Origin of the sequence: Pseudomonas sp. MF6394, assembly GCF_002018845.1 — a bacterium.
Lineage (GTDB): Bacteria > Pseudomonadota > Gammaproteobacteria > Pseudomonadales > Pseudomonadaceae > Aquipseudomonas > Aquipseudomonas lactis.
In genome coordinates this window covers 1-22,716 of record NZ_MVOJ01000002.1, presented here as the reverse complement: position 1 = coordinate 22,716, position 22,716 = coordinate 1, and the positions used below count along the sequence as shown (strand labels likewise).

The following is a 22,716-nucleotide window of genomic DNA, read 5'->3' as shown; positions in this document are numbered from 1 at the left end:
GCCCCTACCCCAGCCGGTTCCGCAGTGCCGCCACGACGCTGTAGGTCTGGTCCTTCACCCGCCCGGCGGGGTCTTGAAGGGTCATGAGAATACGCACGCTACGTATCAGCGACTCATCGGTCGGATGGCTGTCATATCGCACCACGACCGTTGATGCCGAGGTGGCCGCCATGCCGAAGCTGACGTCGAATGCCCGCACGTTATCCATCAATACCGCCCTGGCGGGTGCTGTCGGAGTACTGATCTTCAACTGGCCCGATTCGTAGGTGTAGGTAAGTTGACGTATACCAAAGCGAAGCTGGCCGGGTTCGACAGCAGGTGGTGTGCCGGCATAAGCCCTGGCCGCCTCCTTGCAGTCGGACAACACTGTCCAGTCAGGCTTGCCGATGCCATCGCCGACATTCGCGGTCACCAGCGTCAGCGACTTCGCACTCCCCGCCGCTTCCCAGCTTATCGGCCGATCAAAGGCAGCCGGAGCATTATCGATAGCGGCCACGGCCAAACACCCCAGCATGCCTGCCTGGCGAATATCCTGGGTGATCTTGCTCAGCACAAACCGCGCATCATCCTGCAGCAGCATGGCGGCCTGCTGGCTGGCATGGGTCAACCGCGCACTGATCAGTATCTGGCTTGCCCCCAGTATCAAAACCAACCCGAGGGCGAGCGCCAGCAAGACTTCCACCAGGCTGAAACCTCGCGCAAGACGCTTCATTGCGACACTCCTTGTTCATTACTGATGCGACTGGTCAGGGTGAAGGTTTCCCGCGCCCCTGGCCGGTTTGCTGCCCGGGCATCCGCCCAACTGATGCTGATGGTGACCTCGTGCCCGTTCACCACCACTGAACCTTTGGCATCCTCGCCGGCAAAACCGATGATATTGGCCTCGAAATCGTGCAGGTCCAGGTCACGCACACTGGCGGTGGCAGTGTTGGGTGGCGCCCGCTCCGCCCTGGCCCATGTGTAATCAGCGCCAGCATTGGTGCGAATACGGTCGAGCATGTCGTAGGCAATAAAACTGGCCTGGCTGGTCATCCTGGCGCTGTTGGTGTACTTGAGCGCGTTGAGTTGCAGCACCGCAGCGCCCATCAGGCCAATCGCCAAAATCAACAGCGCTACCAGCACTTCGACCAGCGTCATGCCGGACTGGCGCGAGTGCGCAAGGCGCAGGAAAAATCGGTTCGGGCAGGCTGGCATTTGCGTCGTCATCCATGTCGAAGGCCGGTGAAAAAAGCAGGCAAAGCCTGCTGTGCGACCCAAGACTAGCGTCGGTTTTCGAGCGGCGCTGCTCCCGGAACAAAGGGAAATACTTTGGACATAAAGGCCATCATCCAGGGCCAAGGACCAAGCGCTATACCTAGAAAACCCACTCGTGCCCAAGGAGGGAACGCACATGAAACAACGAGGATTCACCCTGATTGAAATGCTGCTGGGGCTGATCGTCACCAGTTTTCTCGCACAACTGGCCGTACCTGGTTTCAAGGGTTTACTTGAATCACAGCAACGACAAAACGTTGCCCAATCACTTGCCTCCGGGCTGCGCTACGCACGTACCGAGGCCATCGCGCGCAACCGGGCGGTGGTGATTCATGCAAAGAGTGAGGACTGGAGCCTGGGATGGCGCGTGATACTGGATGTGAGTGGGCGCGGCCACCTGGATGACGACAATCCAGTATTGCTGGAGCGTGAGGGCAGTGGGCGCGTGCCGGTCGCCGGTAATGGCCCGGTGACGAGCCAAGTGCGCTTCAGCGGCCTGGGGGAGCCGGTGTTCGCCGGCGGGGGATTTCGTGCCGGCACCGTGCATGTGTGTGACAAGGCCCATGCACAGAGCCTGTATCAGATCGTGCTGGCCCCCAGCGGGCGCGTCAGCCTGCGCAGTGACAAGACCGAACAGGCATTATGCCGAGGTTATTCCAGCACCCTGGCCGTCAGAGCAGCGAGCGGACCCGCAGCTCCTTGGGCATCGAGAACGTGATGTTTTCTTCACGACCCGCCAGCTCATCGGCGCCGGTGGCACCCCAGGCCTGCAACTGTTGGATCACGCCGCGCACCAGCACTTCCGGAGCGGAGGCACCCGCCGTGATGCCGATACGCTCGACACCGTCGAACCAGCTGCGCTGCATGTCTTCGGCACCGTCGATCAGGTATGCCGGTGTGGCCATGCGTTCGGCCAGTTCGCGCAAGCGGTTGGAGTTGGAACTGTTAGGGCTGCCGACCACCAGTACCACATCGCATTCATTCGCCAGCTGCTTGACCGCATCCTGGCGGTTTTGCGTGGCGTAGCAGATGTCATCCTTGCGGGGGCCGCCAATGGCCGGGAATCGCGTGCGCAGGGCGTCGATGACGCGGCTGGTATCGTCCATGGACAAGGTAGTCTGGGTGACGAAAGCCAGGCGGTCGGGATTGTGCACCTGCAAGTTGGCAACGTCTTTTTCGTCTTCCACCAGGTAGATGGCGCCGCCGTTGCTGGCGTCGTACTGGCCCATGGTGCCTTCGACTTCCGGGTGACCGGCATGGCCGATCAGGATGCATTCGCGGCCGTCGCGGCTATAGCGCGCTACCTCGATGTGCACCTTGGTCACCAGCGGGCAGGTGGCATCGAACACTTTAAGGCCACGGCCGGCCGCTTCGGTACGCACGGCCTGGGACACGCCATGGGCACTGAAGATGACGATAACGTCGTCGGGGACCTGGTCGAGTTCTTCGACAAAGATCGCACCGCGTGCGCGCAGGTCTTCGACCACGAACTTGTTATGGACGACTTCGTGGCGCACATAAATCGGCGGCCCGAAGACTTCCAAGGCGCGGTTGACGATTTCGATCGCCCGGTCCACGCCAGCGCAGAAGCCACGGGGGTTGGCGAGTTTGATTTGCATGCTGTGCCTCGTGCCTTGCAGCCACTTGGGTCAGGTTTGACGCTGACCGTATGAGCAATGGGATCAAAGGTGGGAGCGGGCTTGCTCGCGAATGCGGTGGGTCAGCCTAATAACTCGGTGGCTGACACTGCGCATTCGCGAGCAAGCCCGCTCCCACATTTTAGACCGTGTACGGTCAGTTACAGCGCTTTGACGCCGATAATCTCGACGTCAAAGGTCAGCGTCTTGCCAGCCAACGGATGGTTGAAGTCGATGGTCACTTGCGCATCATCGAACGCTTTAACCACTCCGGGCAATTCGGTATTGGCCGCATCATTGAAGATCACCAGCAAGCCTTCCGACAGGTCCATGCCTTCGAACTGCGAACGCGGGATGATCTGCACGTTTTGCGGGTTGGGCTGGCCGAAGGCGTTTTCCGGCAGGATCTGCAGGTTGCGCTTGTCGCCCGCCTTGAACCCGAACAATGCCGCTTCAAAACCAGGCAGCAGGTTACCGTCGCCAACCTTGAAGGTCGCCGGGGCCTTATCGAAAGTGCTGTCTACCGTGTCGCCATTCTCCAGGCGCAATGCGAAATGCAAAGTGACTTCCGTGTTCTGGCCGATGCGTTGCTCAGCCAATACCTGATCAGTCATTGACGGTTTCTCCGGTTTTCTTGCTCTTGAACATATCCAGCGCCAGCATGATTGCACCAACGGTGATGGCGCTGTCGGCAAAGTTGAACGCCGGGAAGTAGTAGCGGTTCTGCCAATGCACCAGGATGAAGTCGATCACATGGCCCAGGGCGATGCGGTCATACAGGTTACCCAGCGCGCCGCCCAACACCAGGGCCAGCGCGATGGCCAGCCAGGTGTCGTCGCGGCCCAGGCGCTTTAGCCACACCACCAGCACGGCACTGACCACCACGGCGATCACCGCGAACAGCCAGCGCTGCCAGCCACCGCCGTCAGCCAGGAAGCTGAAAGCGGCGCCGGTGTTGTAGGCCAGGGTCCAGCTGAAGTAATCCGGGATCACCACGATTTGCTGGAACATTTCCAGGGAGCCCTCGAAGTGAGCCTTGCTGACCTGGTCGATGACCAGCACCAGCAGGCTCAGTACGAGCCAGCTCAGACGTCCGAAACGACTGGCTGCATTAGGCATAGTGGCGAACCTCGCCTTCACCGCTGATGTTGTCGACACAACGACCACAGATTTCAGGGTGCTCAGGGTTCACACCCACATCTTCACGGCAGTGCCAGCAACGGGCGCATTTAGGGAAGGCCGACTTCACCACTTTGAGCTTCAGGCCCGGCACTTCGGTGACCACGGCATCTGCCGGGGCCTGGGCGAAAGGTGCCAGGCTCGCGGTGGAGGTGATCAGCACGAAGCGCAGTTCGTTGCTCAGCTTGGCCAGGTCGGCGGTCAGGCCATCTTCGGCAAACAGAGTGACTTCGGCTTGCAGGTTGCCACCCACGGCCTTGGCCGCACGTTGGACTTCCAGCTCCTTGTTCACTGCAACCTTGACGGCCATGACGCCTGCCCAGTACTCGCGGCCCAGTTCGAAGTCGGCCGGCAGTTCGGTCAAGCCTTCGTACCAGGTGTTGAGCATGACGGACTCGTTACGCTCGCCCGGCAGGTATTCCCACAGCTCGTCGGCGGTGAACGCCAGGATCGGCGCGATCCAGCGCACCAGCGCTTCGCTGATGTGGTACAGCGCGGTCTGCGCCGAACGGCGCGCCTTGCTGTTGGCGCCGGTGGTGTACTGGCGGTCCTTGATGATGTCGAGGTAGAAACCACCCAGCTCCTGCACGCAGAAATTGTGGATCTTGGAGTAGACGTTCCAGAAGCGGTATTCGCCGTAGTGCTCTTGCAGCTCACGCTGCAGCAACAGGGTACGGTCCACGGCCCAACGGTCCAGGGCGAGCATGTCCTCGGCCGGCAGCAGGTCGGTGGCCGGGTTGAAACCGGTCAGGTTCGACAGCAGGAAGCGCGCGGTATTGCGGATACGGCGGTAGGCGTCGGCGCTGCGGGCCAGGATCTGGTCCGACACGGCGATTTCACCCGAGTAATCGGTGGAGGCCACCCACAGACGCATGATGTCGGCGCCCAAGGTGTCGTTGATCTTTTTCGGTTCGATCACGTTCTTCAGCGATTTGGACATCTTGCGGCCCGTCTCGTCGACGGTGAAACCGTGAGTCAGCAGCTCGCGATACGGCGCGTGGTTGTCGATGGCGCAACCGGTCAGCAATGACGAGTGGAACCAGCCACGGTGTTGGTCCGAACCTTCCAGGTACAGGTCGGCGCGCGGGCCGGTCTCGTGACCCATCGGGTGCGAGCCACGCAGCACGTGCCAGTGAGTGGTGCCCGAATCGAACCACACGTCGAGGGTGTCGCTGATCTTGTCGTACAGCGGCGCTTCGTCGCCCAGCAGCTCGGCGGCGTCCAGTTTGAACCAGGCTTCGATGCCTTCCTGCTCGACACGCTGGGCCACGACTTCCATCAACTCGACGGTGCGCGGGTGCAGTTCACCGCTTTCCTTGTTCAGGAAGAACGGGATCGGAACGCCCCAGTTACGTTGGCGGGAGATGCACCAGTCCGGACGGTTGGCGATCATCGAGTGCAGGCGCGCCTGGCCCCACGCCGGGACGAACGTGGTGTCTTCGATGGCTTTGAGCGAACGTACACGCAGGGTGTCGCCGCTGGTCGGCTCTTTGTCCATGCCGATAAACCACTGCGCCGTAGCGCGGTAGATCAGCGGGGTCTTATGACGCCAGCAATGCATGTAGCTGTGCTGGATGGTGGCGGTTTGCATCAGCGCACCGACTTCACGCAGCTTTTCGATGATCGGTTGGTCGGCCTTGAAGATGAACTGGCCACCGAAGAACTCAAGCGAAGGCACGTATACGCCGTTGCTCTGCACCGGGTTGATGATGTCATCGTTGACCATGCCGTACTTCTTGCAGATCACGAAGTCGTCCACGCCATAGGCAGGCGAGCAGTGAACAATGCCAGTACCCGAACCCAGCTCGACGTAGTCAGCCAGGTACACCGGCGACAGACGGTCATAGAACGGGTGACGGAAGTTGATCAGCTCCAGCGCAGAACCGGTGGTGGTGGCGATTACCGAACCTTGCAGCTCGTAACGCGCCAGGCACGACTCGACCATTTCCTCGGCCAGCACCAGCAGGCGATCACCAACGTCCACCAGGGCGTAGGTGAATTCCGGGTGCACGTTCAGCGCCTGGTTGGCCGGGATGGTCCACGGGGTGGTGGTCCAGATCACGATGGCGGCCGGCTTGGCCAGGCTTGCCAGGCCGAACGCCTCGGCCAGCTTGGCGTCGTCGGCGACCGGGAAGGCCACGTCGATGGTCGAGGACTTCTTGTCTTCGTACTCCACTTCCGCTTCGGCCAGGGCCGAACCGCAGTCGAAGCACCAGTTCACGGGCTTGAGGCCCTTGAACACGAAACCGCCCTTGACGATTTCGGCCAAGGCGCGGATTTCACCGGCCTCGTTCTTGAAACTCATGGTTTTGTAGGGGTTGTCCCACTCGCCCAGCACACCCAGGCGAATGAACTCGGACTTCTGCCCTTCGATCTGTTCGGCGGCGTAGGCACGGCACAGTTCGCGGGTCTTGTCCGCGCCCAGGTTCTTGCCGTAAGTCACTTCGACTTTGTGTTCGATCGGCAGGCCGTGGCAGTCCCAACCTGGGACATACGGCGCGTCGAAGCCCGACAGGGTCTTGGAGCGCAGGATCATGTCCTTGAGAATCTTGTTCAGCGCATGACCGATGTGAATCGTGCCGTTGGCATAAGGAGGGCCGTCGTGCAGGACGAATTTCGGACGATCCTTGCCAATTTCGCGCAACTTTCCGTACAGGCCAATACTGTCCCAGCGCTGCAGGATCTGCGGTTCGCGCTGTGGCAGGCCGGCCTTCATTGGGAAGGCGGTGTCCGGAAGGTTTAGCGTGGCTTTATAGTCGGTCATTTAAGGCTCTTCGGTTAGCGATGGGCGCTAGGTGCGGCTAGTGCACGGGCGGCGGCGACATCCGCATTGATCGCCGTTTTCAACGCCTCAAGGGAGGCGAAACGCTGCTCTTCACGCAGCTTCTGGTGGAAAACCACCGTCAAACGCCGGTCGTATAAATCACCGGCAAAATCCAAAAGGTGAACTTCCAGGTGGGCCTTGCCATCACCTGCAACCGTGGGCCTGACGCCTATATTGGCGACTCCTGGCCACGATTGGCCGTCGATGTCGACGCTCACCAGGTAAACCCCGGTCAACGGCACACGACGGCGCTTGAGTTGCACGTTGGCGGTTGGCGTGCCCAGTTGGCGCGCCAGCTTCTGGCCGTGCAGTACCCGCCCGGCAATGCGGAACGGGCGACCGAGCAAACGCTCGGCCAGGTCGAAGTCGGCGGCGGCCAGGGCGTTACGCACCTGGGTGCTGCTCACGCGCAAGCCGTCCAGTTCGACGGTTTGCGCGGCCTCGACAGTGAAACCCTGATTGACGCCGGCATGTTGCAGAAAATCGAAATCCCCGACCCGGTCACAACCGAAATGGAAGTCGTCGCCGACCTCCAGGTGCTGCACACCCAAGCCGTCCACCAGGATGCGGTCGACGAACTCGGCGGCGCTGAGGCTGCGCAAACGCTGGTTGAATGCCAGGCAGAGGACACGGTCCACGCCCTCCTCCGCCAACAGCTGCAGCTTGTCCCGCAAGCGCGCCAAGCGGGCCGGCGCCGTTTCCGGGGTAAAGAACTCCCGCGGTTGCGGCTCAAAAATCACCACGCAGCTGGGCACGCCCAACTCGACCGCACGCTCGCGCAGCCGAGCCAGGATAGCCTGGTGGCCACGGTGAACACCGTCAAAGTTGCCAATAGTGGCGACGCAGCCCCGATGCTCGGGGCGCAGGTTGTGGAGACCTCGAACCAGCTGCATAACGCGCTTCTTGCTCATAAAGTGGTCGATTATAACCACACCCAGCCCCGGACGACAGGCAACAGCGCAGGCCAAATGGGTCGAATCGATAAAACAACCGTTTTATCGCGGCAAAGTCTCTATCCCAGCGACTTGCGATTGAAGTCACGCAGGCGGAAACCCTGCAATAGCAACATCCCGAAGTACACCGCCACGCCCGCGACCACCAATACACCCAGGCGCATGAAGCGCTCCAGCATATTGCCTTGGCCCCAGGCCGGCATGATGTGCATCAGGCCAAACAGCACAACCGACATCGCGGCAACCGCCACCAGCAGCTTGAGCGCAAACACGCCCCAGCCTGGCTGCGGTTGGTACATCTGTTGTTTACGCAATTGGTAAAACAGCAGGCCTGCGTTTATGCACGCACCGGCGCTGATCGCCAAAGCCAGGCCGGCGTGGGCCAGCGGGCCGATAAACACCAGGTTGAGCAATTGCGTAACGACCAGGGTGAAAATCGCGATTTTCACCGGGGTGCGGATGTTCTGCTGAGCGTAGAAGCCCGGCGCCAGCACTTTGATCACAATAATGCCGAGCAGGCCGACAGAGTAGGCGACCAGCGCATGCTGGGTCATCAATGCGTCATGGGCGTCGAACTGCCCATATTGAAACAGCGAGACCGTCAACGGTTCGGCGAGGATGCCCAGGGCCAGGGCGCACGGCAGCACCAGCAAAAAGCACAGGCGCAGGCCCCAATCGAGGATGCGCGAATATTCCTGGCGATCCTTGCTGGCGTAGGTACGCGCCAGGGTCGGCAGCAGGATCGTGCCCAACGCCACGCCCAGCACACCGGAGGGCAATTCCATCAGACGGTCGGCGTAGTACATCCACGACACCGAGCCGGACACCAGCAACGAGGCGAACGCGGTGTTGATGATCAGAGAGATCTGACTGACCGACACCCCGAGGATCGCCGGCAGCATGTTGCGCATGACGCGCCACACGCCAGTGTCCTTGAGGTTCAGGCGCGGCAGTACGAGCATGCCGATTTTTTTCAGGTGGGGCAGTTGGTACAGCAACTGTGCCAGGCCGCCGGCCAGCACCGCCCAGCCCAGGGCCATGACGGGCGGGTCGAAGTACGGTGTGAGGAACAGCGCAAAAATAATCATGCTGACGTTCAGCAAGGTCGGCACGAACGCCGGCACCGAGAACCGGTTCCAGGTATTGAGGATCGCACCGGCCAGGGACGACAGGGAGATCAGCAATATATAAGGAAAGGTCACGCGCAGCAGATCAGTGGTCAGTGCGAATTTTTCCGGGGTATTGGCAAAGCCGGGGGCGGTGGCCCAGATCACCCAGGGCGCGGCGAGCATGCCGACGATGGTTACCAGCATCAGCACCAGCGTCAGCAAACCCGAGACGTAGGCGATGAACGTACGAGTCGCCTCCTCGCCATGCTGGGTCTTGTATTCGGCCAGGATCGGCACGAACGCCTGGGAAAATGCGCCTTCGGCGAAGATCCGCCGCAACAGGTTGGGCAGTTTAAAGGCAATAAAGAACGCATCCGTGGCCATGCTGGCGCCAAAGATGCGGGCCAGCAGGGTGTCACGCACGAACCCCAAAACCCGGGAAATCATCGTGATAGAGCTGACGGCAGCCAACGATTTGAGCAGATTCATTGAAAGAGTTTGCGCCTATAGATAAAGAGCAGGCGAACTACGCGCCCACTTATGCGATACTGCGCGCCTGCAACAGCACAGAGCCAAAGCTCGCGAGTTTACAGGTCAAGCGCCGGAAATAAATCACCCGCCTCTTCAGATCGACCACTCAGCAGTTCGCATCAGCCGCCCTTGACAACCCGTCAAGTCATCGGCATGATTCGCGGCCTATTTTGTTTGCTATTTCCTAAAAAGTCTTTCGAGGAGCTCGACGGTGGCCAACACACCTTCCGCCAAAAAACGTGCAAAACAGGCTGAGAAGCGTCGCAGCCACAACGCCAGCCTGCGTTCCATGGTTCGCACCTACATCAAGAATGTAGTCAAAGCCATCGACACCAAAGACGCTGAAAAAGCTCAAGCAGCTTACGTTCTGGCTGTGCCTGTTATCGACCGTATGGCCGATAAAGGCATCATCCACAAGAACAAGGCCGCTCGCCATAAGAGCCGCCTGAATGGCCACATCAAGGCTCTGAGCGTTCCTGCTGCAGCCTAAGTGGTAACAACTGCAACGCAGCTCAGGTTGCGTAACAGTTAAGAAATGCCCCGTACCGAAAGGTCCGGGGCATTTTTGTGTGTGCCGGAAAACACGCCCAACAACTGCAGGAGCGAGCTTGCTCGCGAAGATCGTTAACGATGACGCGGGAAGCCTGGCGCCCAGCGGGGCTCTCAGGTTTTTCGCGAGCAAGCTCGCTCCTACAGAGAGTTGACCGGGGATATTCTCAGGGCAAAAAAAAACGCCCCGAACCAGTCGGGGCGTTTTTGCTACCACTTGATCAAAACATCAATCAATGGTGATGACCGCCTTCACCGTGGACGTGGCCGTGAGCCACTTCTTCCTGGGAAGCGTCGCGAATGGCCACGATCTTCACTTGGAAGTTCAGGCGCTGGCCAGCCAGAGGGTGGTTGCCGTCAACGGTGACGTCGTCGCCGTCCAGGTCGCGGATGGTGACGATCTGCATTTGGCCGTCCGGCGCGGAAGCGTGGAACTGCATGCCCACTTCCAGCTCATCGACACCTTCGAACATGCTGCGGCTCAGGGTGCTGACCAGTTCGGCGGAGTATTCGCCGTAGGCATCTTCAGGTTCTACGGCGACGGTCAGTTCGTCACCGACGCTCTTGCCTTCCAGAGCCTTTTCCAGGCCCGGGATGATGTTACCTGCGCCTTGCAGGTAAACCAGCGGCGCGCCGCCGGCGGAGCTGTCGATGACCTCACCAGCGTCGTTGGTCAGGGTATAGTCGATGGAGACAGCCTTGTTAGCGGCGATCGTCATGGGGCGAGACCTTTTGCAAAAGAATGAAGAACGGACAAGTCTAAACAAGGATTTGCCCGAAAGCGAACGGAACCCGGACGGACGGGGCCGATCAACGGTCACGATCACAGGTTTTCATCAAGGCGACGATGGGCACTGGGTGGCCGAGCTGTCTTGCGGCCACACCCAGCACCTGCGCCACCAGCCGCCCTGGCAGTCACGCGCCTGGGTGCTCGACCCCGCGCAACGCCTTGAAAAAATAGGCCAGGCCTTTGCGTGCGGCTGGTGTGCGCAAGGGCACGAATAACGATAACCTTGGCGCCTGATTCGCGGTAGGCACTCACCCATAGAGCGCCACCCAAGCCATGCACCTCCAGAGAATTCGCATGCAGACTTTTTTTATCGCGCCCACCGATTTTGGTGTGGGTCTGACCTCCATCAGCCTTGGGCTGGTGCGTACCCTGGAACGGGCCGGCCTGAAAGTCGGCTTTTTCAAACCCATCGCTCAGCCACACCCGGGCGATACCGGGCCGGAACGCTCCACCGAGCTGGTGGCACGCACCCACGGCCTGAAACCGCCGCAGCCGCTTGGCCTGGCTCACGTAGAGCGCATGCTCGGCGACGGCCAGCTCGATGAGCTGCTCGAAGAAATCATCACCCTGTACCAGCAGGCGGCCGTAGGCAAAGACGTGCTGATCGTCGAAGGCATGGTGCCGACCCGCAGCGCCAGCTACGCGGCACGGGTCAACCTGCACCTGGCCAAGAGCCTGGACGCGGAAGTGATCCTGGTCTCGGCACCGGAAAACGAAGTGCTCACCGAGTTGTCTGGCCGCGTGGAATTGCAGGCCCAACTGTTTGGCGGTCCCAAAGACCCGAAAGTGCTGGGCGTGATCCTCAACAAGGTACGCACCGACGAAAGCATGGAGGCCTTCTCGGCGCGCCTCAAAGAGCATTCGCCGCTGTTGCGCAGCGGTGATTTCCGGCTGCTCGGCTGCATCCCCTACCAACCCGAGCTCAACGCCCCGCGCACCCGCGATGTGGCGGACCTGATGGGCGCGCAGATCCTCAACGCCGGCGACTACGAAAGCCGGCGCATGACCAAGATCATCATTTGCGCGCGCACCATGCGTAACACCGTCGAGCTGCTCAAGCCCGGTGTGTTGGTGGTGACCCCGGGCGATCGCGACGACATCATCCTCGCCGTCAGCCTGGCCGCCATCAATGGCGTGCCGCTGGCCGGGCTGCTGCTGACCAGCGACACCCTGCCCGACCCGCGCATCATGGATCTGTGCCGAGGCGCCTTCCAGGCCGGGTTGCCGGTGTTGTCGGTGAGCACCGGCTCCTATGACACCGCCAACCAGCTCAATAGCCTCAACAAGGAAATCCCCATCGATGACCGCGAGCGTGCGGAAATCATTACCGACTTCGTCGCCAGCCACCTCGATGCACGCTGGCTGCACCAGCGGTGTGGCACACCACGGGAGATGCGCCTGTCGCCGGCGGTGTTCCGTTACCAACTGATCCAACGCGCCCAGGCCGCCAACAAACGCATCGTGTTGCCCGAAGGCAGCGAGCCGCTGACCGTACAGGCCGCCGCGATCTGCCAGGCCCGCGGCATTGCCCGTTGCGTGCTGCTGGCCAAGCCTGCGGATGTGGAAGCCGTTGCCCGTGCCCAGGGCATCGACCTGCCCGAAGGCCTGGAGATTCTCGACCCCGACCTGATTCGCCAACGCTACGTGGAGCCGATGGTCGCCCTGCGCAAGAGCAAAAGCCTCAACGCGCCCATGGCCGAGCAACAGCTGGAAGACACCGTGGTGATCGCCACCATGATGCTCGCCCTCGACGAAGTGGATGGCCTGGTCTCCGGCGTGATTCACTCCACCGCCAACACCATTCGCCCCGCGTTACAGTTGATCAAGACCGCGCCGGGCTGCACCTTGGTGTCGTCGGTGTTCTTCATGCTGTTCCCCGAGCAGGTGCTGGTGTACGGCGACTGCGTGATGAACCCGCACCCAAGCGCTGCGGAACTGGCGGAAATCGCCCTGCAAAGCGCTGACTCGGCAGCCGCGTTCGGCATCACACCACGGGTGGCGATGATCAGCTATTCCAGCGGTGACTCGGCCAGCGGCGAGGAAGTGGAAAAAGTCCGCGAAGCCACCCTGCTCGCCCACGAGCAACAAAGCTCGCTGCTGATCGACGGCCCGTTGCAGTACGACGCCGCCGCCAACGAAAACGTCGCCCGGCAACTGGCCCCCAACAGCCAGGTGGCAGGCAAGGCCACCGTCTTTGTGTTCCCAGACCTGAACACCGGCAACACCACCCACAAAGCCGTACAACGCAGCGCCGATTGCGTGAGCCTGGGGCCGATGCTCCAGGGCCTGCGCAAACCGGTCAATGACCTGCCACGTGGCGCCCAGGTGGACGACATCGTGTACACCATCGCCCTGACGGCGATCCAAGCCGCCAATCGACCCATGGATATCTAAATGCTGGATTTTCTACCTGCCGCCGTGCGCGGGGTGATCGCTTCGCTGTTGCTGGCGCTGAACACGATCCTGCTGTGTTCGTTCCTGTTTATCGTCGCGCTGTTCAAGGCGCTGCCGTTTGCCAAGCGCCTGAGCGAATGGCTGATGAACCACACCCACGAAGCCTGGGTCACCAACAACAAGGGCTGGATGAACCTGGTGCGGCGTACGCGCTGGCACCTGACCGGCCTTGAGGGCCTTGACTACCAGCACTCGTACCTGGTGACCAGCAACCATCAGAGCTGGGTCGACATCATGGTGTTGCAGTACGTGCTCAATCGGCGCATTCGCCCGCTGAAGTTCTTCCTCAAGCAAGAGCTGATCTGGGTACCCGTGATTGGCCTGGCGTGGTGGGCACTGGGCTTTCCCTTCATGAAGCGCTACAGCAAGGCTTATTTGGAGAAGCACCCGGAGAAGAAAGGCAAAGACCTGGAAACCACGCGCAAGACCTGCGCGAAGTTTCGCAACAACCCCGTGGGGATTTTCAACTTTGCCGAAGGCACACGCTTTACCCCGGGCAAGCATGCGCAGCAGCAGTCACCGTTTCGCTACCTGCTTAAACCCAAGGCGGGCGGTATTGCGTTTGTGCTGGATGCCATGGGCGAGCAGCTCAAATCACTGGTGAATGTGACCATCCACTACCCCGGCGGGCGCCCAGGCTATTGGGATTTGCTGTGCGGCAATGTGCAGGAGGTGGTGGTGCACTTTGAAGAGGTGCAGATCCCCGCTGAGTTCATCGGCAAGAATTATGAGCAGGATGGGGACTATCGGTTGGCGTTCCAGGGCTGGATCAACCGGTTGTGGCAAGACAAGGATGCGTTGCTGGAGCAACTGCACAAAGACTTTCCAACCAGCCGCTGATCAACATGTGAATGCATTTTAATGTGGGAGCTGGCTTGCCTGCGAAGACGGCCTGACAGTCAGCACAGTTGGACCGGGTACATATCCGTTATTTAGGTTACGGCCACCTAGGGTTCCGCTCTGACAGCGGCTCACTTTTGAAAAGCGCAAAAGTAAGCAAAACGCTTTTGCCCCACCACTCGGCACCTCGCCTAGGCTCGGTGTGCCCGTAATCCGCCAGGGATTTGGGGGGCCGCCGCCACGCGCCATCCATGGCGCGGGGCGGCTAAACCGGCATCCCTGCCGGTTTACCCCCCAAATCCCTGTCGAATTCCGGCCAGCGTGGTTTAACGGGGCGCCTAAGATCAAGATCAAAAGCAGATCAAGAGCGGCTCGCTTCGCATCGTAGTTACCACTGGCTGCTACAACCTACAAAATTGTGTAGATACCTATGGCTATCGCAGGCAAGCCCCACATTGACCGAGTCCACCTTTGAGAATATGTAAAAAGCCCGCCACCGAGTGATCGATGGCGGGCTTTTTGATGGCTGCGAGGTTTAGATCGCGCCGCGCTGACGCAACAGCTCCAGCACTTGCTTGACGCTGTCTTCCAGCGACAACGCCTGAGTGTCGATTACCAGGTCGGCATTCAACGGCACGTCATACGGGAAGGATTCGCCAGGGATGTTATCCCCACCGGCCGCGTACAACCCTTGCGGGTCACGCTCGGCGCACACCAACGGCGATGCCTGCACGTAGACGGTCAGCAGTCGGTCCGCACCAATCAGCGCCTTGGCCTGTTCACGGCCTTCGGCATCCGGGGCAACGAAGGCCGCCAGGGTCAGCAGGCCGGCTTCGTTGAACTGGCGCGCCACATGAGCGGCACGGCGCCAGTTCTCGGTACGCCCGGCACGGTCCTGCGGCAACCCTTTGTTCAGGTCGTGGCGCAGGTTCTGGCCGTCCAGTACGAACACCGCACGGCCCATGTCGAACAGCTTGCGCTCAACCGCATAGGCCAGGGTGCTCTTGCCAGCGCCCGACAAACCGCTGAACAACACCGTGGCCGGCTGCTGGCCGAAACGCAGGGCGCGCTCTTCGGTGGCCACATGCGCCAGGCTGCCGTGCTGCGCTGCGCCGCCATGACCCACTGGCGGTGCGATGATCATGCCCGCGGCCACCGTGCCGTTGGTCAAGCGGTCGATCACGATGAACGCGCCGGTGGTGCGGTTGCTGTCGTAACCGTCCAGGGCGATGGCGGCGTCCAGGCTGACCTTGACCCGGCCAATCTCGTTGAGCTGCAGCGAACTCGCCGGGCCTTCAGCCAGGGTGTTCACATCCACGCGGTGCACGATGCTGGTGATGGAACCCGGCACGTAGCTGGTGGCGCGTTTGATGTCGTATTTCTTGCCCGGCAGCATCGGTTCTTCGGCCATCCACACCAGCATGGCGTCGAAGGCGTCGGTCACTTGCGGCACGTTGTCGGCATGCACCAACAGGTCGCCACGGGAGATGTCGATCTCGTCTTCCATGGTCAAGGTCACGGCCTGGCCTGGGCCTGCGTGTTCCAGCTCACCTTCAAAGGTGACGATGGATTTGACGCGGCTGCTCTTGCCCGACGGCAACACCACCACTTCGTCGCCCTTGTGCACGATGCCGCTCGCCAGAGTGCCGGCAAACCCACGGAAGTTCAGGTTCGGGCGGTTGACGTATTGCACCGGGAAACGCAGGTCGGTGTAGTTGCGGTCGTTGGCGATCTCGACAGTCTCCAAGATCTCCATCAGCGACTGGCCGGTGTACCAGGGCGAACGCTCGCTCTTGTTCACCACGTTGTCGCCCTTGAGCGCCGACATCGGCACGAAGGCCAGGGTGCTCGGCTTGAATGCGATACCTTCGGCGAACTTCAGGTAATCGGCCTTGATCGACTCGAATACGCTTTGGTCAAAGCCGTTGATGTCCATCTTGTTGATGGCCACCACGATGTGTTTGATGCCCAGCAACGAGGCGATGTAGCTGTGACGACGGGTCTGAGTCTGCACGCCGTAGCGAGCGTCGATCAGGATGATCGCCAAGTCACAGGTGGACGCACCGGTGGCCATGTTGCGGGTGTACTGCTCATGGCCGGGGGTGTCGGCGATGATGAATTTGCGCTTGGCGGTGGAGAAATAGCGGTAGGCAACATCAATGGTGATGCCCTGCTCACGCTCGGCCTGCAGGCCATCGACCAGCAACGCCAGGTCGATATCGTCACCGGTGGTGCCGGACTTTTTCGAGTCGCGGGTAATGGCTTCCAGGTGATCCTCGTAGATCATCTTGGAGTCGTGCAGCAGGCGCCCGATCAGGGTGCTCTTGCCGTCGTCGACGTTGCCGCAGGTCAGGAAGCGCAACATCTCTTTGCGCTCGTGCTGGCCCAGGTAGGCGAGGATGTCCTCGCTGATCAAATCAGATTGATGCGACATGACAGCCCCTTAGAAATAGCCTTGACGTTTTTTATCTTCCATCGAGCCTGCACCATCGTGGTCGATGACACGGCCCTGGCGCTCGGAAGTTCGCGTCAGGAGCATTTCCTGAATGATGTCCGTCAGCGTCTCGGCTTCGGACTCCACCGCGCCCGTCAACGGGTAGCAGCCAAGGGTGCGGAAACGTACTTTCTTTTTGACGATACGGGCTTTGTCTTCGTCGGACAGGTGCTCGAGGATGCGGTCGTCGTCGATCATGATCAACGTGCCGTTCTTCTCGATCACCTCGCGCTCGGCGGCGAAATACAGCGGCACAATCGGGATGCCTTCCAGGTAGATGTACTGCCAGATGTCCAGCTCGGTCCAGTTGGACAGCGGGAACACGCGGATCGACTCGCCCTTGTTGACGTTGCCGTTGTAGACGTTCCACAGCTCGGGGCGTTGGTTTTTTGGATCCCAGCGGTGTTTGCTGTCGCGGAACGAGTACACGCGCTCTTTGGCACGGGATTTCTCTTCATCGCGACGGGCACCGCCGAATGCGGCGTCGAAACCATGCTTGTCCAGCGCCTGCTTGAGGCCCTCGGTCTTCATGATGTCGGTGTGCTTGGCGCTGCCGTGGGTGAACGGGTTGATGTTCTGCGCCACGCCATCGGGGTTGATGTGGGTGATGAGGTCCAGGCCCAGCTCCTCGACCATCTTGTCCCGGAACTTGTACATTTCCTGGAATTTCCAGCGGGTGTCGACGTGCATCACCGGGAACGGCAGCTTGCCAGGGAAGAAGGCCTTGCGTGCCAGGTGCAGCATCACGGCGGAGTCTTTACCGATCGAGTAGAGCATCACCGGGTTATCGAACTCGGCGGCGACCTCGCGGATGATGTGGATGCTTTCCGCCTCCAGCTGTTTCAGATGCGTCAGTTTGTCGACCATGGTTACTCACGGAAAAACGATCTTATGGACGGCCAGCGGGCCGTGTTCGAGCGAGGCATGCTAGCACAGCAACTTCTTCTATTTAGGGCGCCAGCTAGACCGAAACGATATATGAATATGCCGCCGAGTTTGGCGCTCGACTCGGTCAATGTGGGAGCTGGCTTGCCTGCGAAAGCCATACTAAACCTGTGGCGAGGGAGCTTGCTCCCGTGACGACCTGATAGCCGACGCTGATCTAGCTGACGCACCGCGATCCAAATGTGGGAGCTGGCTTGCCTGCGAAGACGGCCTAACAGTCAACACAGTTGGACCGGGTACATATCCGTTATTTAGGTAACGGCCACTTAGGGTTCCGCCCTGACGGCGGCTCACTTTTGAACAGCGCAAAAGTAAGCAAAACGCTCTTGCCCCACCACTCGGCACCTCGCTTGGGCTCGGTGTGCCCGTAATCCGCCAGTGATTTGGGGGGCCGCCGCCACGCGCCATCCATGGCGCGGGGCGGCTAAACCGGCATCCCTGCCGGTTTACCCCCCAAATCCCTGTCGAATTCCGGCCAGCGTGGTTTAACGGGGCGCCTGAGATCAAAAGCAGATCAAGATCAAGAGCGGCTCGCTTCGCATCGTGGTTACCGTTGATGGAGTTGCGTGGAGACCTACGATTCTCGCAGCCAGCTCCCACCGTGTTCAGTGCCGTGCTTTAGATCGGATTGGGGCAGTCGATGAACAGGTGCTCCAGGGCAAAGCGCCGCGCCAGGTAGTCGCCTAACGCCTGCACGCCATAGCGTTCGGTGGCGTGATGGCCGGCGGCGATGAAGCTGATGTTGTTTTCCCGGGCGCTGTGGAAGGTCTGTTCGGACGCTTCACCGCTCAGATACAAATCGACACCGGCGGCAATCGCCTGGTCGATGTAGCCCTGGCCGCCACCGGTACACCAGCCGACGCGGCGAATCATCTCGCTGCCTTCGATCAGCAGCGGTTCGCGGCCCATCACGTCCTGCACGCGGCGGGCGAAGTCACGGGGTGACAGAGGCTCGGCCAGGGAGCCGACCAGGCCGACGACTTTGGGGTTGCCAGGGTCCAGCGGGCCTTCGACGGTGATGTCCAGGTGGCGAGCCAGTTGCACGTTGTTGCCAACATCGGCGTGCAGGTCCAGGGGCAAGTGGTAGGCCAGCAGGCTGATGTCATGCTTGAGCAGGGTTTTGAGGCGGCGCTGCTTCATGCCGGTGATGCAGGGGTTTTCGCCCTTCCAGAAGTAACCGTGGTGCACCAGCACCAGGTCGGCCTTGGCTTCGACGGCGGCGTCCAGCAGGGCTTGGCTGGCGGTCACGCCGCTGACGATGCGCATCACTTGGGGCCGGCCCTCGACCTGCAGGCCGTTGGGGCAGTAATCGGCAATTTTGGCGCTGCCGAGGTAGCGGTCGGCTTCCTCGACGAGGGTAGTAAGGGGCACGGCCATAAAAGACTCCTAAATATCCCGTTCGCAGGCGTCGCAGCCTCGTATAATGCGCGACATTATGGGCACTCTCCCGCCCCCTGCAACCTGTCAGGACTTACTTGATGCTCAAGGCACTGCGTTTTTTTGGATGGCCATTGTTGGCTGGCGTGCTGATCGCGATGCTGATTATCCAGCGTTATCCCCAGTGGGTGGGCCTGCCCACACTGGATGTGAACCTGCAACAGGCACCGCAGACCAACACGGTGGTGCAGGGTCCGGTGACCTATGCCGACGCCGTAGTCATTGCCGCGCCGGCGGTGGTCAACCTGTACACCACCAAAGTCATCAACAAGCCCGCGCATCCGTTGTTTGAAGACCCGCAATTTCGCCGCTATTTCGGTGACAACGGCCCCAAGCAGCGCCGCATGGAATCCAGCCTCGGCTCCGGTGTGATCATGAGCCCTGAAGGCTACATCCTCACCAACAACCACGTGACCACCGGCGCCGACCAGATCGTGGTGGCCCTGCGTGACGGCCGCGAAACCCTGGCCCGCGTGGTGGGCAGCGACCCGGAAACGGATCTGGCGGTACTCAAGATTGATCTGAAGAACCTGCCGGCCATCACCCTCGGCCGCTCCGACGGTTTGCGCGTGGGGGATGTGGCGCTGGCCATCGGCAACCCGTTCGGGGTGGGGCAAACTGTGACCATGGGCATCATCAGCGCCACCGGGCGCAACCAGTTGGGCCTTAACAGCTACGAAGATTTCATCCAGACCGACGCGGCGATCAACCCCGGCAACTCGGGCGGTGCGCTGGTGGACGCCAATGGCAACCTGACTGGCATCAACACCGCGATTTTTTCCAAGTCTGGCGGTTCACAGGGCATTGGCTTTGCGATCCCGGTGAAGCTGGCGATGGAAGTGATGAAGTCGATCATCGAACACGGCCAGGTGATTCGTGGCTGGCTGGGCATTGAAGTACAGCCCTTGACCAAAGAGCTGGCCGAGTCATTCGGCCTGACCGGGCGTCCAGGCATCGTGGTGGCGGGGATCTTCCGCGACGGCCCGGCGCAGAAAGCCGGCCTGCAGTTGGGCGATGTGATCCTCAGCATCGACGGCGCGCCAGCGGGTGATGGGCGCAAGTCGATGAACCAGGTGGCGCGGATCAAGCCGACCGACAAGGTGGCGATCCTGGTGATGCGCAACGGCAAGGAGATCAAACTGTCGGCGGAAATCGGCCTGCGCCCACCACCGGCCACCGCGCCAGTGAAAGAAGAGCAATAACCGTCGCGACCCAAGCGCCCGTTCACGGGCGCTTGTAAGGCTATATTTCTTAGCGATTCATTCTCATTAGGCATGTTATATTGTTTCAATATCGCTATTGGAACGCTCTATCATGCCGTCTCGAAAGTTTGTGCCCTTGGCCGGCCTGGCCCTGGGTTTGCTGCTCGACCCTGCCTACGCCGAAGAAAACACCCTGGAACTGGACACCATCAGCGTCACCTCCGACGCCTATGAATCCGCCACCGGCCCGGTCGACGGCTACCGTGCCACCCGCTCTGCCAGTGCGACCAAGACCGACACGGCGTTGCGCGACATCCCGCAATCGATCAGCGTGATTCCGGCCACGGTACTCAAAGACCTGGGCAGTACCAGCGTGGAGCGCGCCCTGGAATTCGCCGGCGGTGTGTCCAAGCAAAACAACTTCGGCGGCCTGACCCTCTACGAATACAGCGTGCGCGGCTTCACCACGTCCGAGTTCTACCAGGATGGTTTCAGCGCCAACCGTGGTTACCCCAGTACCCCGGACGCAGCGAATATCGAACGCATCGAAGTGCTCAAGGGCCCCGCCGCCAGCCTGTATGGGCGTGGCGATCCCGGCGGCACGGTGAATATCGTCACCAAGAAACCCCAGCCCGAGGCCTTCACCACCCTGCAGACCAGCGCCGGCAGTTGGGACCGTTACCGCACCGCGCTGGATGTGAATACGCCGCTGGACAGCGAGGGGCGTGTGCTGACGCGAGTGAACCTGGCCGTTGAAGACAACCACAGCTTTCGCGATCACGTCGACGCCAAGCGCGTGTTCGTCGCGCCCTCTTTCAGTTGGCAGTTAGACCCGGACACCACCCTGCTGGTGGAAAGCGAGTTCGTGCGCCACAGTTCCACCTTCGACCGGGGCATCGTCGCCAACACAGGCATGTCCCATTCCACCTTCCTCGGCGAGCCCAACGACGGCAATATCCGCAACCACAACAACCGCATCCAGGCGGCATTGGAACACCACCTCAACGACGCCTGGAAACTGCGCCTGGTCAGCCATTACAAGCAAGGCAGCCTGTGGGGCGATGCTTCGGAAAGCCGTGCGCTGAACCCAGACGGCCACAGCGTCAACCGCCGCTACCGTGAGCGCTCCACCGGTTGGCATGACAGCATCACCCAACTTGAACTCAGAGGCTTGTTCGATATTGGCACTTGGCAGCACGAATTGCTGGTGGGCGCTGAATATGAGGATTACCGCAAAAAAGAACGCGTCACCACCATTGGCGGCAGTCGTTACCCCATCGATATTTACAACCCCGTCTACGGCCAGCCTAAACCCAATGGTGAGCGCTCCGGCACCGACTTCTTCGAACAAACCAAAAGCCACGCACTGAACCTGCAAGACCAGATCATCTTCACCGACCGCCTGCGCGGCATGATCGGTGCGCGCTTCGAGCACTTCGAACAAAGCACCGACGACTTCACCCGCGACCACGCCAAGAGCCGCCAAACCCACGACGCCTTCACCCAGCGCGCCGGCCTGCTCTACCAGCTCACGCCAGAAGTCGGCGTATTTGCCAACGCCTCCACCTCGTTCAAGCCAAATAACGGCCTGGATGCTGGCGGCAAGTCCTTCAAGCCCGAAGAAGGCGTGGGTTACGAGGTGGGAATCAAAAGCGAACTGTTTGACGACCGCCTCAGCGCCACGCTTGCGGCCTTTCATATCGAAAAGGAAAACGTGCTGACCCTCGACCCGGCGACCAACCTCAACCGCGCCATGGGCAAGGCCCGCAGCCAGGGGTTCGACCTGCAAGTAACCGGGCAAGTGACCGACGCCGTGCGCGTGATCGGCGCCTTGGCTTACATCGACGCCGAAGTGACCAAGGGCGACAAAACCATTCCTACGGGCAGCCGCATTCTCGGCGTGGCCAAGCGCAGCGGCAGTGTGTTGGGCGTGTATGAATTCCAGGACGGCGCATTGCGTGGCTCAGACCTGGGCGCAGCGTTCACCTATGTGGGTGACCGCTCAGGCGAAGCCGGCACAGGCTTCGAACTGCCCGCCTACCACACCGTGGATTTGCTGGCCCATTACAAGGCCACGCAGAACGTGACGGTGGGGCTGAACCTCAACAACCTGTTCAATGAAAAGTATTACGAGCGGTCTTATAGCAACTATTGGGTCAACCCCGGCGAGCCGCGCAACTTCACGGTTAGCCTGACCCTTAATCTGTAAATACAGTCAAATTGTGGGCTGGCTTGCCCGCGATAGCCATAGATATCGACACAACGCTGTCGCAATCAACGGTAACCACGATGCGAAGCGAGCCGCTTTTGATCTTGATCTGCTTTTGATCTTAGGCGCCCCGTCAAACCACGCTGGCCGGAATTCGACAGGGATTTGGGGGGCCGCCGCCACGCGCCATGGATGGCGCGTGGCGGCGGCCCCCCAAATCACTGGCGGATTACGGGCACACCGAGCCTAAGCGAGGTGCCGAGTGGTGGGGCGAGGACCTTTTGGTTACATTTGGGTCCTTCCAAAAGT

The 22,716-nt window shown here is 60.7% G+C and carries 19 protein-coding genes; 7 read left to right on the top strand and 12 right to left on the bottom strand.

Annotation, left to right across the window (positions count from 1 at the left end; all coding sequences use genetic code 11):
- Positions 1 to 4 precede the first annotated feature (4 nt).
- Positions 5 to 712, bottom strand: coding sequence for a prepilin-type N-terminal cleavage/methylation domain-containing protein (locus tag MF6394_RS02750; RefSeq protein ID WP_044270800.1), 708 nt, complete (start codon positions 710 to 712; stop codon positions 5 to 7).
- A complete protein-coding gene (gene pilV, locus MF6394_RS02745) occupies positions 709 to 1,194 on the bottom strand; it encodes a type IV pilus modification protein PilV (protein ID WP_069557556.1) in 486 nt (161 codons plus the stop codon). Before pilV ends, MF6394_RS02750 begins: the two co-directional genes overlap by 4 nt.
- 196 nt (positions 1,195 to 1,390) lie before the next feature.
- Between pilV and MF6394_RS02740 the strand changes: the two genes are divergently transcribed.
- Positions 1,391 to 1,972, top strand: coding sequence for a GspH/FimT family pseudopilin (locus MF6394_RS02740; RefSeq protein WP_044270798.1), 582 nt, complete (start codon positions 1,391 to 1,393; stop codon positions 1,970 to 1,972).
- Here MF6394_RS02740 and ispH read toward each other — a convergent pair.
- From ispH to murJ, 6 genes are all read right to left on the bottom strand, one after another.
- Positions 1,926 to 2,873, bottom strand: a complete 948-nt coding sequence (gene ispH / locus MF6394_RS02735; protein WP_032893637.1) for a 4-hydroxy-3-methylbut-2-enyl diphosphate reductase — start codon at positions 2,871 to 2,873, stop codon at positions 1,926 to 1,928. The genes MF6394_RS02740 and ispH overlap by 47 nt on opposite strands.
- A gap of 179 nt (positions 2,874 to 3,052) precedes the next feature.
- The gene (locus MF6394_RS02730; protein ID WP_171905470.1) at positions 3,053 to 3,490 is read right to left on the bottom strand and encodes an FKBP-type peptidyl-prolyl cis-trans isomerase; all 438 of its coding nucleotides are present in this window, start codon (positions 3,488 to 3,490) and stop codon (positions 3,053 to 3,055) included.
- Positions 3,491 to 3,497: 7 nt separating this feature from the next.
- Positions 3,498 to 4,010, bottom strand: a complete 513-nt coding sequence (gene lspA / locus MF6394_RS02725) for a signal peptidase II (RefSeq protein WP_078466169.1) — start codon at positions 4,008 to 4,010, stop codon at positions 3,498 to 3,500.
- Entirely contained in the window at positions 4,003 to 6,834 is a 2,832-nt protein-coding gene (gene ileS, locus MF6394_RS02720) for an isoleucine--tRNA ligase (protein ID WP_044270795.1), read from the bottom strand. Before ileS ends, lspA begins: the two co-directional genes overlap by 8 nt.
- Positions 6,835 to 6,848: 14 nt before the next feature.
- The gene (gene ribF / locus MF6394_RS02715) at positions 6,849 to 7,787 is read right to left on the bottom strand and encodes a bifunctional riboflavin kinase/FAD synthetase (protein WP_003188404.1); all 939 of its coding nucleotides are present in this window, start codon (positions 7,785 to 7,787) and stop codon (positions 6,849 to 6,851) included.
- A 119-nt stretch (positions 7,788 to 7,906) separates the two neighbouring features.
- Positions 7,907 to 9,445, bottom strand: coding sequence for a murein biosynthesis integral membrane protein MurJ (murJ, locus tag MF6394_RS02710; protein ID WP_044270793.1), 1,539 nt, complete (start codon positions 9,443 to 9,445; stop codon positions 7,907 to 7,909).
- A gap of 253 nt (positions 9,446 to 9,698) precedes the next feature.
- Between murJ and rpsT the strand changes: the two genes are divergently transcribed.
- On the top strand, positions 9,699 to 9,977 hold the full coding sequence (rpsT, locus tag MF6394_RS02700) for a 30S ribosomal protein S20 (RefSeq protein WP_003188401.1): 279 nt from the start codon (positions 9,699 to 9,701) through the stop codon (positions 9,975 to 9,977).
- A gap of 292 nt (positions 9,978 to 10,269) precedes the next feature.
- Here the strand turns inward: rpsT and MF6394_RS02695 are convergent, their stop codons facing one another.
- Entirely contained in the window at positions 10,270 to 10,755 is a 486-nt protein-coding gene (locus MF6394_RS02695; protein WP_027606858.1) for an FKBP-type peptidyl-prolyl cis-trans isomerase, read from the bottom strand.
- Between MF6394_RS02695 and MF6394_RS02690 the strand changes: the two genes are divergently transcribed.
- From MF6394_RS02690 to MF6394_RS02680, 3 genes are all read left to right on the top strand, one after another.
- Positions 10,754 to 11,041 carry a DUF3565 domain-containing protein gene (locus MF6394_RS02690; protein ID WP_078466168.1) on the top strand — a complete coding sequence of 96 codons (288 nt, stop codon included), beginning with the start codon at positions 10,754 to 10,756 and terminating at the stop codon, positions 11,039 to 11,041. The genes MF6394_RS02695 and MF6394_RS02690 overlap by 2 nt on opposite strands.
- 79 nt (positions 11,042 to 11,120) lie before the next feature.
- A complete protein-coding gene (gene pta / locus MF6394_RS02685; protein WP_003188396.1) occupies positions 11,121 to 13,220 on the top strand; it encodes a phosphate acetyltransferase in 2,100 nt (699 codons plus the stop codon).
- Positions 13,221 to 14,120, top strand: a complete 900-nt coding sequence (locus MF6394_RS02680) for an acyltransferase (protein ID WP_078466167.1) — start codon at positions 13,221 to 13,223, stop codon at positions 14,118 to 14,120.
- A 535-nt stretch (positions 14,121 to 14,655) separates the two neighbouring features.
- Here the strand turns inward: MF6394_RS02680 and cysN are convergent.
- The 3 genes from cysN to MF6394_RS02660 all read right to left on the bottom strand — a co-directional run bounded on the left by cysN (position 14,656) and on the right by MF6394_RS02660 (position 18,936).
- Entirely contained in the window at positions 14,656 to 16,554 is a 1,899-nt protein-coding gene (gene cysN, locus MF6394_RS02675) for a sulfate adenylyltransferase subunit CysN (RefSeq protein ID WP_003188392.1), read from the bottom strand.
- 9 nt (positions 16,555 to 16,563) lie between these two features.
- The gene (cysD, locus tag MF6394_RS02670; protein ID WP_016971196.1) at positions 16,564 to 17,481 is read right to left on the bottom strand and encodes a sulfate adenylyltransferase subunit CysD; all 918 of its coding nucleotides are present in this window, start codon (positions 17,479 to 17,481) and stop codon (positions 16,564 to 16,566) included.
- Between the two features lie 696 nt (positions 17,482 to 18,177).
- Positions 18,178 to 18,936, bottom strand: a complete 759-nt coding sequence (locus MF6394_RS02660; protein ID WP_032893642.1) for a Nif3-like dinuclear metal center hexameric protein — start codon at positions 18,934 to 18,936, stop codon at positions 18,178 to 18,180.
- A gap of 101 nt (positions 18,937 to 19,037) precedes the next feature.
- Between MF6394_RS02660 and algW the strand changes: the two genes are divergently transcribed.
- Positions 19,038 to 20,198 carry a Do family serine endopeptidase AlgW gene (gene algW / locus MF6394_RS02655; protein ID WP_003188388.1) on the top strand — a complete coding sequence of 387 codons (1,161 nt, stop codon included), beginning with the start codon at positions 19,038 to 19,040 and terminating at the stop codon, positions 20,196 to 20,198.
- A 112-nt stretch (positions 20,199 to 20,310) separates the two neighbouring features.
- A complete protein-coding gene (locus MF6394_RS02650) occupies positions 20,311 to 22,407 on the top strand; it encodes a TonB-dependent siderophore receptor (RefSeq protein ID WP_078466165.1) in 2,097 nt (698 codons plus the stop codon).
- Positions 22,408 to 22,716 lie beyond the last annotated feature (309 nt).

Excerpts from the sequence above, each read along its gene's own strand:
- MF6394_RS02750 (WP_044270800.1), bottom strand. The coding sequence starts at position 712 with ATGAAGCGTCTTGCGCGAGGTTTCAGCCTGGTGGAAGTCTTGCTGGCG.
- pilV (WP_069557556.1), bottom strand. The coding sequence starts at position 1,194 with ATGCCAGCCTGCCCGAACCGATTTTTCCTGCGCCTTGCGCACTCGCGC.
- MF6394_RS02740 (WP_044270798.1), top strand. The coding sequence starts at position 1,391 with ATGAAACAACGAGGATTCACCCTGATTGAAATGCTGCTGGGGCTGATC.
- ispH (WP_032893637.1), bottom strand. The coding sequence starts at position 2,873 with ATGCAAATCAAACTCGCCAACCCCCGTGGCTTCTGCGCTGGCGTGGAC.
- lspA (WP_078466169.1), bottom strand. The coding sequence starts at position 4,010 with ATGCCTAATGCAGCCAGTCGTTTCGGACGTCTGAGCTGGCTCGTACTG.
- ileS (WP_044270795.1), bottom strand. The coding sequence starts at position 6,834 with ATGACCGACTATAAAGCCACGCTAAACCTTCCGGACACCGCCTTCCCA.
- ribF (WP_003188404.1), bottom strand. The coding sequence starts at position 7,787 with ATGCAGCTGGTTCGAGGTCTCCACAACCTGCGCCCCGAGCATCGGGGC.
- murJ (WP_044270793.1), bottom strand. The coding sequence starts at position 9,445 with ATGAATCTGCTCAAATCGTTGGCTGCCGTCAGCTCTATCACGATGATT.
- MF6394_RS02690 (WP_078466168.1), top strand. The coding sequence starts at position 10,754 with ATGGGGCGAGACCTTTTGCAAAAGAATGAAGAACGGACAAGTCTAAAC.
- MF6394_RS02695 (WP_027606858.1), bottom strand. The coding sequence starts at position 10,755 with ATGACGATCGCCGCTAACAAGGCTGTCTCCATCGACTATACCCTGACC.
- pta (WP_003188396.1), top strand. The coding sequence starts at position 11,121 with ATGCAGACTTTTTTTATCGCGCCCACCGATTTTGGTGTGGGTCTGACC.
- MF6394_RS02680 (WP_078466167.1), top strand. The coding sequence starts at position 13,221 with ATGCTGGATTTTCTACCTGCCGCCGTGCGCGGGGTGATCGCTTCGCTG.
- cysN (WP_003188392.1), bottom strand. The coding sequence starts at position 16,554 with ATGTCGCATCAATCTGATTTGATCAGCGAGGACATCCTCGCCTACCTG.
- cysD (WP_016971196.1), bottom strand. The coding sequence starts at position 17,481 with ATGGTCGACAAACTGACGCATCTGAAACAGCTGGAGGCGGAAAGCATC.
- MF6394_RS02660 (WP_032893642.1), bottom strand. The coding sequence starts at position 18,936 with ATGGCCGTGCCCCTTACTACCCTCGTCGAGGAAGCCGACCGCTACCTC.
- algW (WP_003188388.1), top strand. The coding sequence starts at position 19,038 with ATGCTCAAGGCACTGCGTTTTTTTGGATGGCCATTGTTGGCTGGCGTG.
- MF6394_RS02650 (WP_078466165.1), top strand. The coding sequence starts at position 20,311 with ATGCCGTCTCGAAAGTTTGTGCCCTTGGCCGGCCTGGCCCTGGGTTTG.